Source organism: Brevibacillus laterosporus DSM 25, from assembly GCF_002706795.1.
GTDB lineage: Bacteria > Bacillota > Bacilli > Brevibacillales > Brevibacillaceae > Brevibacillus_B > Brevibacillus_B laterosporus.
Window position 1 is genome coordinate 3,215,370 of sequence record NZ_CP017705.1, and the last position, 13,992, is coordinate 3,229,361.

10 protein-coding genes are annotated in these 13,992 nt (G+C 38.9%); 8 read left to right on the plus strand and 2 right to left on the minus strand.

The genetic code is table 11. The annotated features are described in order from the left end of the window. The first annotated feature begins 61 nt into the window (after nt 1-61). From BrL25_RS15435 to BrL25_RS15450, 4 genes are all read left to right on the plus strand, one after another. Entirely contained in the window at nt 62-784 is a 723-nt protein-coding gene (locus BrL25_RS15435) for an ABC transporter ATP-binding protein (RefSeq protein ID WP_018673845.1), read from the plus strand. Nucleotides 785-803: 19 nt separating this feature from the next. Further along, nucleotides 804-2,285 (plus strand): hypothetical protein, encoded by a 1,482-nt coding sequence (locus tag BrL25_RS15440; protein WP_018673846.1) that lies wholly within the window; start codon nt 804-806, stop codon nt 2,283-2,285. 134 nt (nt 2,286-2,419) lie between these two features. Further along, complete coding sequence (locus BrL25_RS15445) at nt 2,420-3,433, plus strand: aldo/keto reductase (protein ID WP_018673847.1); 1,014 nt, start codon at nt 2,420-2,422, stop codon at nt 3,431-3,433. A gap of 87 nt (nt 3,434-3,520) precedes the next feature. Then, complete coding sequence (locus BrL25_RS15450; RefSeq protein WP_018673848.1) at nt 3,521-8,764, plus strand: SDR family NAD(P)-dependent oxidoreductase; 5,244 nt, start codon at nt 3,521-3,523, stop codon at nt 8,762-8,764. Between the two features lie 115 nt (nt 8,765-8,879). Here BrL25_RS15450 and BrL25_RS15455 read toward each other — a convergent pair whose 3' ends face one another. Both BrL25_RS15455 and BrL25_RS15460 read right to left on the minus strand, forming a co-directional pair. Continuing rightward, nucleotides 8,880-9,599 (minus strand): thioesterase II family protein, encoded by a 720-nt coding sequence (locus BrL25_RS15455; RefSeq protein ID WP_018673849.1) that lies wholly within the window; start codon nt 9,597-9,599, stop codon nt 8,880-8,882. Between the two features lie 493 nt (nt 9,600-10,092). Then, the gene (locus BrL25_RS15460; protein WP_018673851.1) at nt 10,093-10,713 is read right to left on the minus strand and encodes a YdcF family protein; all 621 of its coding nucleotides are present in this window, start codon (nt 10,711-10,713) and stop codon (nt 10,093-10,095) included. Nucleotides 10,714-10,755: 42 nt separating this feature from the next. On the opposite strand from BrL25_RS15460, the gene BrL25_RS15465 reads away from it, so the two are divergent. From BrL25_RS15465 to BrL25_RS15480, 4 genes are all read left to right on the plus strand, one after another. Continuing rightward, nucleotides 10,756-11,778: an aminoglycoside adenylyltransferase domain-containing protein gene (locus BrL25_RS15465; protein WP_099327336.1), complete on the plus strand. Its 1,023-nt coding sequence runs from the start codon at nt 10,756-10,758 to the stop codon at nt 11,776-11,778. Nucleotides 11,779-11,989: 211 nt separating this feature from the next. After that, nucleotides 11,990-13,027, plus strand: coding sequence for a methyltransferase (locus BrL25_RS15470; protein WP_018673853.1), 1,038 nt, complete (start codon nt 11,990-11,992; stop codon nt 13,025-13,027). Between the two features lie 222 nt (nt 13,028-13,249). After that, nucleotides 13,250-13,456 carry a helix-turn-helix transcriptional regulator gene (locus tag BrL25_RS15475; protein WP_018673854.1) on the plus strand — a complete coding sequence of 69 codons (207 nt, stop codon included), beginning with the start codon at nt 13,250-13,252 and terminating at the stop codon, nt 13,454-13,456. Between the two features lie 29 nt (nt 13,457-13,485). Beyond that, the gene (locus BrL25_RS15480) at nt 13,486-13,881 is read left to right on the plus strand and encodes a hypothetical protein (RefSeq protein ID WP_018673855.1); all 396 of its coding nucleotides are present in this window, start codon (nt 13,486-13,488) and stop codon (nt 13,879-13,881) included. Nucleotides 13,882-13,992: the final 111 nt, after the last annotated feature.

The window sequence follows — 13,992 nt, forward strand, 5'->3', positions numbered from 1 at the left end:
GCTATGCTAACGACTGCTTCCCAACCTAAATATGAATAGCTAAAGGAAGGAGAGGGAACCCATGGCAGTCATTGAACTAAAAAACCTTACGAAAAAGTATAATGAGGTCTATGCTGTTGATCATTTGAATATAGAAGTACCTCAAGGGCATATTTATGCGTTTTTAGGTAGCAATGGAGCTGGAAAGACAACCACAATTAAAATGATGACGGGCCAATTGAACCCATCAGAGGGGGAGGTCCGGTTTCTAGGGCGCAATATCTGGCAAGATCGTGAGGCAAGAAGAATAGCAGGTTATGCTCCAGACGTTCCACTTCTTCATGAAGGATTGACAGCTAGAGAGATGATACGCTTTGTGGGTGCTCTTTATGATAGTAATGAAGACATTAATAAACGTGTAGATACGTTGTTAGAACATTTTGATCTAGCAGATAAGGCAGACCAACTCATCAAAGAATATTCATTAGGAATGAAACGAAAGGTTTCGATCGCTTGCGCATTGATTCATCGCCCAAGGATCTTGTTATTAGATGAAGTAACCAATGGATTAGATCCAAAGGCGACCCGTGAAGTGAAAAATTATATTCGACACTTTGCCAAAGAAGAGGGCGGTACTGTCTTTATAACGACCCATATTTTGGATATTGTTGAAGAATTAGCCGATACGATCTCCATTCTGCATAAAGGGAAAATCAAGGTGACGGGAAGCATGGAAGAATTGCGTCAAGTGGCAGGCAATGAAGAAGGTCGATTGGAAGATATCTTTTTATCTGCTATTGAGTAACAGGAGGTGACAGAATTGTATGTGGATACAAACGAAATGGATCAGTTTCTTTTACACAAGACCCTTCTTTAATCGCTTTTTTATCCATAGCCCTTCTAAATGGATCATTTATGTGGTCTTGGCAACCATTGCTATCGCTATGTACTTTTCGGAGAATTTTGGACAGCTTCTTTTACATGCTAGTCTTAGTGCGAGACTGATGCTTCTCATAGGGGAATGTATTTTCGTCGGTCTGCTTCGAGGCATGAACACTTTGACACAACAGATGTACTCTGATCGATTACTGACTTTGTTCCATGTATCAGGAGTTTCTCCGTTTCGTATGATTCTTGGCCAATCTACTTCAAGTCTACCTCTATACACGTGGTCATCAATTATGATTGCTATTCCATTAACGATTGGCTATTCTGCTACGGAAAGAGTTCTGTATGTTTTGTTATTCCTAATCGTTTCCCTATTAATGATTTGGTTAACAGACATCATGAGTCGATTTTTAATGGTTCTTACCATGAGATTCTTCCCTATTATTGTAAAGATGTTCGTAGGCATCTCCTCACTTGCCTATGTTGCTCTGATTGGTTTATTGGTGTGGGCTTTGATTCAGGTTGAAACAATCTCTCCAGAGGCTTGGCAAAATTTAGAGCGTTTTATGATATATGTTGTGTGTATTTTCTTGGTAGGTCTTGGAACGTTGTTTCTATTCTCTGAACAAATCGGGAAATTTTACTATGAAAGCTGGCTGAACCATGCGGAGTCGCTTGATAGAACAAAACCGGAAACCCAAGAAAATCTATCAAATTTGGTTAAAAGTGCTTATGATGCCATCGTTTTTAAAGATGTAACGCTGCTGATAAGAAATCCAATCACAAAAATCCGATTCTGGTTCTGGGTGATTGCGATTATCTGTGGAGCAGTGGTAGGTAGGTCAGGAATGGCAAGCACCTTTTTGACTGAAGCAAATCAATCCTTTTATGTGTTGTTGTTCGTGTCCCTACTCACAGCGCTCATTTTTGGTGAGATTGTATCAGCCCTCTACCAATTAGAAGAACAAAACTACATTCTTTATTATGTAGCGGCTGTAAAAGGAAGCACGATTTTCTGGGCAAAAACAATGACAGCCTCACTCTTGGTGGTAGCGCCAGCGGTCATTGGTCATCTCGTGTTATCCATTGTCATGCAATTCTCCTTCATGGAGTGGCTACTAGGAGGATTACTGATTCTTAGCTTTACCTTTGGTACTGTAATTGTTCAATTAAGTATAGCTTCACTTGATAAGAAGGGCAGAGGTGGAGTTAATCTTAAAGAGGGATCGGAAGAAGAAGAAATGCTTAAACAATCTCCTAGAAAGCCAATTGCAATTGTGTCGTCTATTATGGGATTGATTTATCTAAGTGTGTGTCTTTGGTTATCCTGGATAAATATTGGAATTCCCATTCTAGTAACAATTGTGCTTCTTACAATGCTAGTAAGCCTGATTGGAGTTCGCTATAGCGCGAGATAAAAAGAGAATAATGTATTTTTGTGTCATAAATTGACTTTTAAGTACAAAAATGTAAATATTAAAACAAGTTGTTTTCTACTGTATTTGTCTAATTATCATTTGAGAGTGAAAAATATGATAGTGGAGGTCGTTTTATGGATTACGTACAATTAGGTTCATCTGAGTTAAAGTGCTCACGTATTGGATTAGGAACCTGGGCCATTGGTGGTTGGGCTTGGGGAGGTACAAATGAAAAAGATGCCATTCAAGCGACCCATCGTGCTTTCGATATAGGGATAAATACGCTAGATACAGCTCCTGTTTATGGCTTTGGCTTATCTGAAGAAATATGCGGTAAGGCAATTAAAGAATATGGCCAAAGAGACAAAATTCATATCGCCACCAAGGCTGGTATAGAGTGGGTTGGAGAAGAAGGCGTATACTGGTGCAATGCTTCTAAAGAGCGTGTTCTTCAAGAGTTCGAGGATAGCTTGCGACGTTTGCAAGTAGACTATATTGATCTGTATCAGCTTCATTGGCCTGATCCTGGATTGCCGGTTGAAGAAACAGCAGATATTTTTGCACAACTGTATAAAGAGGGGAAAATTAGAGCGATTGGTGTAAGTAATTTTTCCATTGAACAAATCGAGCAGTGGAGAAAAGTTGCTCCACTTCACAGTAGCCAAACAAGACTTAATGTACTTCAAACCGAGCATAAGGATACCTTCCGTTATTGCTTTGAGAATAATATTAATACACTGACGTGGGGAACATTGGCACAAGGCTTATTGACAGGAAAATTCACGAAAGACTCCACGTTTGCTGAAGACGATTTACGACATGGATATCCTTTGTTTGCGGCAGAATATTTTGATCAGTATCTACAGGCAGTGGATCGTTTAAAAGTAATAGCACAAGAAAAAGGAAAAACGATGGCACAACTCGCTGTACGCTGGACGTTAGATCACCCTGGAGTTAGCGTATCTCTTTGGGGAGCAAGGAAGCCGGCTCAGTTAGATGAGGTATCTGGAGTAATGGGATGGACTCTCTCTGCACAGGATTTAGACCAAATTGATCAAATCATAAAAGAATCCCTTCATGATCCATTCCATGATCCGACAATGGGACCACCTACGAAGGAAGAGTGGCAGGAGATGGGAGTTCTGTAAAAAAAGAAAATACCTTAGTTCTTCTTCATGGACTAAGGTATTTCTGTATAGAATTTTCATGATACGAACATAGAGCAGGAGGAGACAATGAGTATACAAAAGCAATCTCAGATCATTTTGGATATGGAGAAGGGTCTCAAGGGTCTAGAATACATCGATGAAGTTCGTGTGGTACGGGAAGAAAAAAATAAAGGCAACAGAACATTGCATGCAAAAGATTTAATCCCAACCATGATGAAAACCGACAGAGTAAAAGTAAATACACCAAAATCGGAGTTGCTTCGACAAACGGAACGGATAGAAAGCTCCCTACCCTTAGCAATCAGTCATGGAGCTGAATTAGAGAGAACGGCTAGTAGTCCTACTACGTTGATTGATGTAATAATCAACGCTGCCAAGTTGGAAGATAGGGGAATCATCTATGTTTTGGACAACGGAGATGAAATAGAATCTAGCTATCGACAATTATTTGGGCAAGCTAAGCGTCTATTAAAGGGACTGCGAAAAATGGGAATCAAGCCTCAAGATCCAGTGATTTTCCAGTTTCAAAAAAATCAAAACTACGTCCCTATGTTTTGGGCTTGCGTGTTAGGTGGTTATATTACTGTACCGATTGCTACGTCTACCTCGTATGCAGAAAAGAATGCCGATACCACCAAGCTATATAATATTTGGAACATGCTAGATAAGCCAGTCATCATAACTGATGAGGATTTGGTGAAAGAAGTTAACAAGCTATCGGGAGTATGGGAAACAGATGAGTTTGTCATCAGCACTGCTGAGCAATTAATGGAGAATGATGAGGAACAGGAATTCTATGCGTACCAAGAGGAAGATTTCGTCTTATATTTGTTAACATCGGGTAGTACGGGTTTACCTAAATGCGTGCAGCATAGAAATGCCAGTCTGGTCGCACGCACAATGGCTACGGCACAATTTAACCAATTTGATAGCGAAGAGGTTCTGTTATGCTGGATGCCATTAGAGCATGTTGGTGGATTGGTCATGTATCATATCTTAGGCGTTTATTTAGCCTGCCAACAAATTTTACCAAGAGTAGATTCATTTATTTCTCAACCATTGAACTGGTTGCATTGGATGGACAAGTATAAAGCTACATTAACATGGGCTCCGAATTTCGCATTTTCTCTAGTAAATGACCAAGAAAAGGTTATTGAGGAAGGAAGCTGGGATTTATCCAGTGTAAAACACATCTTAAATGGTGGAGAAGCGATTGTTGCTAAAACAGCCAAGCGATTTTTATCCATATTGCGTAAACATCAACTCCGTGACGATTGCATGTATCCCTCTTTTGGAATGTCTGAAACCTCTTCCGGTATCGTATTTTCTAAAACGTTCCGCAGCGAGCCTCAATCTGGCGTTCATTATGTAGATAAAATTTCATTTGAAACCCAACTTCGATTTGTTGATGATACGGAAAAAGAACATATTTGCTTTACGGAGGTAGGAGGACCTATTCCGGGTGTAAGTGTTCGAATCGTTGATGATAGTAATCAGTTGCTACAAGAAAATCATATTGGTAGAGTGCAAGTTACAGGCCCTACGATTATGGCTGGTTATTATCAAAATCAAGAAGCCAATCAGGAAGCTTTTATTGGAGATGGTTGGTTCTTTACAGGGGACTTGGGGTTCCTCAATGAAGGACGATTAACAGTTACGGGTCGTCAAAAAGATATTATTATTATGAATGGTAAAAATTATTATAACTACGAGATAGAATCATTAGTAGAAAGCGTCTATGGAGTTCAATCTACGTTTGTGGCTGCCGCAGCGTTTATTGATACCTCCAAAAGTGTAGAGGAGTTAGCTATCTTCTTTACTCCTATAAATGATATAGATGAAAAATTCTTAGGATTTATCATTACGGAGATTAGACGAACAGTAAGTAGGAATTTAGGCATAACACCGAAGCATATCATTCCGATTCAGAAAGAAACATTTTCCAAAACGGAATCTGGTAAAATTCAACGAAATAAGTTCACTGAGAGACTATATGCTGGCGAATTTGATGACGTTATTAAACAAATAGAGACGCAAAATGAGGATGTGCATCAAACTTTTCCAGAATGGATGTATGTAAGAAAGTGGGAAGAGCGTCCCATTTCAGTGCTAGCCTCCCCGCTTCCTCAAGAGACGTATCTAATTTTTCGAGACAAACTAGGGCTGGGAGATCAATGGTCGTCCTTGTCCCAACACGGTGCTAGCACGATGATTATAGTTGATCAAGGAGAAAGCTTTAAAAAACGCGGACGGTTCCACTACGAAATAAACCAACATGAGCAAAAGGATTATCAGTTATTGTGTGAGGAGCTAAAAAGCGAATCAATAACTATTCATCATGTCCTCCATTTATGGACGTATCAGGAAGACTTGGACAAGGTGAAAAAAGAACTGTCGTATGTAAAAGAAAGTCAATTTTTAGGTAGCTTTAGCCTTATATTCCTGTTACAAGCTTTACATAAACAATTGGGTATGCCAAAAACCTTAACGTTCGTTTCTTCCAATGTATTCTCGTTAGAAAATACCGAAGATTCAGCTTACGAAAAAGCAACGATTCCAGGAATCATCAAGACAATGAAGCACGAATTTCCTAATACGATTGCTAAATTTGTAGATATAGATACCAATCATCGCCCTTATCATCCATTACTAGCACTACAAGCGGAGCAGGGGCTACCGGATGAAGAAAGTGTGGTTATTTATTCGAAAGGGAAACGATTTGTCCCGAAACTGCAACAGGTAAATCTTCAAGAAGCAAACAAAAAACCATTACCATTGGTACAAAAAGGGTTTTATGTAGTTACAGGTGGTCTTGGCGGAGTCGGCAAGCAAATTACTCAATACCTAATTCAACAGTTTGATGCAAATGTTTTACTACTCGGAAAGACCTCGCTTCCTAGCGAAAATAACAAGGATGCTGGTACACAGAATGAACGATATCGAGTACTACAGGAATTAGAGAAGCTGGCTACTCGGAAGGATCAAATTATCTATAAAAGCACTGATTTATCTGATTTAGCGGTAATAGAAAAGGCAGTACATGAGTCAATGCTATGCATGAATGCTCAAAAAGTGGATGGAATTATTCATTTAGCTGGCATTTACTATGAGAAACCACTATTGGAAGAATCTATTGAATCACTGGAGAATATGTTTGAATCCAAAGTAGCTGGAACCTATCTATTGGGGAAACTGGTGGAAAAATATCCAGAAGCTATTCTTGTTACCTCCTCTTCCTCAAGTGGCTTGTTATCAGGCTATGGGGTAGGCGCCTATACTTCAGCCAATATGTTTGTGGAGACATTTACGGATTATTTGGCACAAAAACGTGGTGGAGTACAGTGTTTCGCATGGAGTTTATGGAACGATATCGGTTTGGGGCAACAATTTACAGATATGAAAGATTTATTGATGAGACGAGGGCATCAACCGATTTCTCCACAAAAAGGTCTCTTCTCATTCGAATTAGGTTTGATGCTTGAACATAATATGCTGTATGTGGGGTTAAATAAAGGAGTTTCCGAGATTGCCACGCTATGTTCTGAAGTGATTGAAAAGGAGATAGTAACTACTGTTTATTTCTCCACTACCCATAATCAATTCTCCTTGTCCGAAATGTACAGTACCATCAGAGAGCACACCATTGATGAGAAAGGCGATTACACAAAGCTTATCTTTAGACAGGTCGATCAGCTTCATTCAGATCAGGCTGAGGACCACCTTGTAAATAATAACCGACGAATGGAAGAGGAAATTAAACAGCTATGGTCTGAAATTTTACAGGTAGACCAGATTCAAGCTTTTGATAGTTTCTTTGATTTAGGAGGAAGTTCCTTAAAGGCAACTCAACTACTATCCGCTGTACAGTCACGTTTTGGTGTGACCATTCCACTAAAGGTATTCTTTGAAAATCCTACAATCAAAGGATTAATTCATCGCATGGGGAACGTAGCTGAGAGCAAGAGTAACGTCACGCGAATGTATGAGCCAGCTAAAAAGAGGGAAAAGATCATCGACTTATCTCCATCGCAAAGAGGTCAATGGTACTTATATCAAACGCGTCCAGACAGTCCTTTTTATAACATCACATTTACTCTTACCTTCGAGGAAAATGTAAATAGACAATCTTTGTTAAAAAGTATACAGGCAGTTATTCAATCGCAGGAAGCATTACGATCCGAAATTAGAATGATCGAGGATGATCCAAAGCTATTTACCCACGATACCTATGTAGTGGGGATACCGATTATAGACCTATCATCCTATCCTTTGGAACAAAAAGAACAAAGGCTGGCAGCTTTGATAGATACGGAAGCGAATACTCCTTTTCAGATTATGAATGAGTCTCTGTCGAGATTTACTCTTATCCATGTTGGTGACAATGCTCACATTTTATTGGGAAGTATGCATCATATTATCTCAGACGGCTGGTCGATACATGTATTTACCAAAGAGTTATTACGTTTTTACAAGGAACTACAAGAAAACGGTGTTGTCGATATTAAAGAGTTGGATTATACCTATGCAAACTATCTGCTAGACCAAAAAGAATGGCTGACAAAAGAGAACCCAGAATATGCTGATCAACTATATTATTGGAAAGAAATTCTTGCAAATGAAACAGCACCATTATCCCTACCTATCCAACTCTCACGTCCAGCTATTCAAAGCTACCAAGGAATGACCATTGAACAAATAGTGAACCAGGAGTTAACGGAAAATATCATAGTAGTGAGTAAAAGCATGAAGTCTACACCTTATATGTTTTTGCTGTCTACATTTGCCGCCCTACTATTCCGCTATTCTGGACAGGAAACTTTCCGTCTGGGAACCGTTCTAGCAAATCGGAATATGCCGCAAACAGAGAAAATAATCGGCTATCTGGCTAATACGGTCACTCTATCCTTTGATTTTAAAGAAGAGCTCACCTTTGACCAATTACTAGATAAGGTAAGGGGAATGGCGCTAGAGGCGCATGATAATCAGAATGTCCCATTAGAAACCCTTTTACGTGAGTTACAAGTAAGGCATACTGCGGATATGGCGCCTTTGTTCCAAATTGTATTCACGATGCAAAACGCTGTACAGCATCTATACCAGAACGAACAAATGAAAACCTACTTGGACATTGTTTCTAATAAGACCTCTAAGTACGATGTAAGCTTACATGTCTATGAAGAAGAGCATCAATTACGATTAAAGCTGGAGTTCAATACAGACTTATTTGAAGAGGAGACAATGAAAACATTCTTAGGGCATTACCTGAATTTTCTTCAAGTAATCACCAACGATAAGGTACACACAGGATAATCCCAGCTAGAAAAACGATCATCAATATCATATATACGTAAAAGGCATTTCCTGAGATAGAGCAGGAAATGCCTTTTTTATAGGTATGATTGAGCAGCTAAGAAGCGAAGTGGTTTTATGCCTTGATCGTAGTTGACAGTAAGCCTTGATTTACTCGGGTGATAACAGCCTGTTCATGCTCTTGGATGAAGAAGTGTCCACCATCAAAGTTGTAAAAGCTGATCTCTTCACTTGTATATCTATTCCATTCTGCCATTCTATCTACAGATACTGTTTGATCCTTTGTGCCATAGAGCACTGTAACGGGTGAGGTTATAAGCTCTCTATTCAGATTAGGTACATACGTTTCTACTAATTTAAAATCTCTTTTAAGTATAGGTGTAAATAGCTCCATTAACTCTGTGCTTGTCATCAGTTCGGCTGGAGTTCCCCCCATTGATCTAACCTCTTCCCAAAACTCTCTGCCATCAAGCTTGTGACGATTCGTAGTGGGAGTGATATGAGGAGGATTCTTTCCAGACAAAAATGTGGTGATTGGCATAGGCGCATTTTGTTCTTTTAGAGCATGGAGCAATTCAAAACTGAGTAAGGCCCCCATGCTATGACCAAACAATGCATACGGGCTAGAATCTAATTTACTTTGCAGGATCGAAAGAATATCAGATACCGCTTGCTCTATATTTTCGTACAGAGGTTGGTTAAAACGACTTCCTTTTCCAGCAAGTTCAATAGGGATGAGCTCTATATTTGGGAGAAAAGCTTTTTTCCAACTGGAGTATACGCTAGCAGATCCCCCGGCATAAGGGATACAAAATAATTTCATTTTGGTTGACACTTGTAACCTCCTTGTTTTCCTACCAGTACTAGTTGCAGGATGTATGTTTTGATAAATCAGTATTTTTACATTATACAATAAATGAAGGGTAATTTTTACTTTTTTGCTCATTTTTGTGCCTTGAAATATGAATCAACACCGAAGTTGAGGGAGTGTAGTGAAAATTACGGGTAGGAATTTCATTTCAAGAGGAAAAATAAAATGTGAATAAATATCGGAGAAGGGGATGGCTTAGTGTTGAAATACAAGGGTTCATTCTAATTCAAAAGAACTACGATTTTTTTTTAGTTCGGTGGGTAGTTAATATGAGTAAAGAACTAGTTAAAATACACTTTTAGTGAAAAAAATAGCGGCTAATGTAAAAAAAGTACGATATTCTAAAAGAATATGATAAGTTGGCAGTTTTTACATAGCTGTTTTTGTATGTATTCATGGGAATTCAGTCTCTGTTGTTGAAAAGAAATCTGACCGAAAATGAAAGAAGGGAAATTGTTTATTTCCCTTCGCTTTCTTGGGTAGGTAGTACAAAAAGCTTATGATATGTCCATTTTGTATACGCGAAACCTTCTTTTACACGATAGTAAGGGATAAATATATTTACTGAGTCGGTTCCAACCGGGTGCGCATCCATAGCTAATATATTCGCCATCTCCATAGCACGCATTAAGTGGTAATTATGGCTTACGATCAGTGCTGTGTGATATCCATGCTCCTGCATGATTTGCTGGCTAAAGCTGAGATTTTCTAACGTATTTACCGCCCTTTTTTCAAGGTAGATGCTGGATGCAGGGACTCCTTTTTTTATAAGATATCCTTTCATAACGTCAGCTTCACTATGTTCTTTCCCTTTTCCAATTCCGCCACTAACAATAATGGACTTTATGTATTTTTGTTGATAAAGTTCGTATGCTTTTTCTAAACGTTCTGCCAGGGCTGGACTGGGTTGATCACCACGGACGGCAGCACCAAGGACAATCGCAACATCGGCAGATTGTGGCACAGCCGAGCGTTCTACTTGAGCCATCCTGTAAAAGATAAAGCTAAACCATAGGATGATTAATACAATAACGGGAACTCCCACGCGTAGCATCCCTTTTTTAAGGAAAAGTAACAAATTGCTCGCCTCACTATTCAAAAGGATTATAGGGTGATGGAAATGACTTGGTCAAAACCTGGTAAAACTGCATATGTAACCACAAACGTACTCGGGGACTTGTCCGATCAGCTGACACCAGATGATTTAAATACTTCTTTGGTTTCCACTCATTTCGTTCCCAATACACTGAGGCGTGGAAACAAAAGAAAAGGATTTTCGTCTTCAGCGGCCTATCGAAATGCTGACCATTCATTTGGTCTGTCACATTCTCATGATCAGCTTGTTACATCTTACTCTACTGGAAAGGTAAAAAAGCTACCCAACGAAATTGAGCGTCCTCTGCAAAGCTTTCTGAATGGGCTACAAAATCTTATTGGCTCACAGCTCGTCGGTTTTTATCTATATGGCTCTATCGCCTTAGATGCATATATTCCAGGTGAGAGTGACATTGATTTCCTCTGTGTTACAGATGGCGATTTACAAGAGGTAGATATGTGGTTGATCGAAAAGCTATTTTTCGAACAGATGGCTATACATCCCATTCTCGCTAAGCTAGAAGGGAATTTCCTCGCATCTCATCGGTTAACATTACATAATCGATGCGAATGCGCTCAATGTTTTGAGGAGGCTTATTTACTAAAATCGCCACGAGATTGGAACGCCATTACATTACTATTATTACGTAGTCGTGGAATTCCTTTATTGGGACCAGATGCATCTGAAATAATACCAGAGGTCTCATCTCAGGAGTTAGCCAATAACATGATGGGAAACTTGCTTTATTTTGAATTAAATATGGAGCATTATTTTCATAAAGGTCTGAATGACCAGGTTTTTGTAGTGCTAACGCTGTGTCGGATTTTACACACGATGCATACCGGTGAAATTGTTAGCAAGCAAGCTGCTGCTGAATCTGTATTGTCTAGGGTGCCAGCTCTTGGAAAAGTCATAATCAAGAGGGCGCTACGCGTATGGGAAAAGCGACCAGATGCTGTTAAGTTAGCAAAAGCTGGTACGGATCTCGCTCCAAAGGACAAATTACTAGAGTTTGTTTCGATTATGAAGAAGCTTGCATTGGACTAAAAGTAACAAAACATCTGACAAATAATAAGACGTAACAGAGATGATGAACGTAACGTCTTTATGTAAAAAAACATGTAACATGGATTTTACATGAAGAAGATACCTATTCTCATTCTTGTTCGTCTTTTTTTGTTTTTATAAATATACATTTAATCCCAATATAGTTATAATTATGATATGTTTCATCCAAATAAATAGGAGGTGCTTGTTCATGTTTTTAAAAGAAAAGGATACAGCCGAAATGCCGGCAAATGTGGCTCTTCTTGAGAAACTATTTATGCCCTTCATGTTTCAAGCGATCTATGTAGCCGCGGATTTACAACTTGCCGATCATCTAAAAGATGGGTCAAAAAGTGTTGGTGAACTAGCTCGTGTAACACAGACAGATGAAGCAGCTCTTTATCGTGTACTACGTGCCTTATCTAGCATGGAAATTTTCAATGAAGGCGAGAAGGGAATCTTCGAGCTGACACCAATGGCTGAATGGTTGATAAGCGATGTGGAGGGTTCACTACATTCCATGGTATTGATGCTAGGTGGACAACCGATGTGGAACATTTTACCTGACTTACTAACGAGTGTAAAAACAGGCGAATCATCCTTCGAGAAAACTTTCAAGCTACCATTTTACGAATATTTAAGTCAATCAGAAAACAAAAAAGCTGGAGATATCTTTAATCTAGCAATGTATCATAATACACAACGACAGATTGAGCAAATCCTAGCCAATTATGATTTTGCTTCCTATCATAAAATAATTGATGTAGCGGGTAATCACGGACAACTGCTTACTGCGATTTTAAAGAAAAACCCAGATAGTAAAGGGATCATATTTGACCAGTCTTATGCGCGTGAAATGGCTCTAGCTAATCTAGATAAGGAACAAGTATCTGATCGCTGTGAATTTGTAATAGGTGATTTTTTCAAAGAGATTACAAAAGGTGGAGATCTCTATATTTTGAAGCATATTCTACACAATTGGAATGATGATAAAGCTATTGAGATTCTCAAGCAATGTAGAGAAGCAATGGGTGATAGTGGAAAACTCCTAGTTATTGAACCAGTCATTGAAGAAGGAAACACTAGAGATATGATGAAATTCCTTGATCTACAGATGCTACTTTTACTGAGTGGGAAGGAACGGACGCAGGAAGAGTACTCTCATTTATGTGAGGCAAGCGGATTGTTTTTGCATAGGGTGATTCAACCATCGATGGGGATGTCTTTACTGGAGATTTATCGGACGTAGAATGTTCAAAATAGAATAGTATGAGTTGAGGTGCTAATGCTACTGTCTGAAACGAAGGATTTTTCGTTCTCAGGCAGTTTTATTTTGTCTACTCATCTTTCATTATCTTATAATTGGATAGTATTCAGACAAAGCTGAAAAAATGTAAAATATATTTGACATTATGCACCTCTCCTTGTAAGATTATGTCAAATGTGTTTTACATTTTTGAGAGGGGATTTCATGGAGAATAGAATAAAAGAATATCGGAAATCGCTAGGGCTGTCACAAGATGATTTAGCTAAAGCTTGTGGTGTATCAAGGCAGACGATAAATGCAATTGAAAATAATAAGTATGACCCCAGCCTTGTTCTTGCTTTCCAGCTTTCTTATGTATTAGGTGGGACTGTGGATACAATTTTTATGTTTAGAAAAAATGAAGAGCTATGACACCATCAAGTGATGAGGAGGAATGGAATATGCCAATTGAAAATAAGAAACTTATTGGGGAAATTATTTCGGGGATCGCAGTGCTTGCTATCGTGTGTTATAACCTTTTTAAGTACGTACAGGGTCAGCAGCTGGGGTTCAGTGACCTGATCAGCATACCGATTGTTTTGATGTTTTTTTTCAATACGATTTCTTGGAATTCAGCTGAAGAGCAACGGGACGAGCTAGGTCAGTTCATCACATTCAAAAGTGCAAAGATTAGTTATTTTGTTTTGATGTTGATTATTCTGCTTGTATTCCTATTCGTAGAAGTTCCGTTTTACTCTAATCAACCAATAAAAAATATGCCATTATTTCTTGTACTTTGTGCATCAACAGTTATTTTACCGGCCGTTGAATATATTGTTTATAGAAGATTTCGTTAATCATGTAGAGTCCTCCATTTGCGAAAGAGGACTCTACATATTTGATTCTTACCAGAAGAAAAATGGCGAACCAAAGAAAGGTGATTCCCGTCGGAAAAATGGTGACTCTCT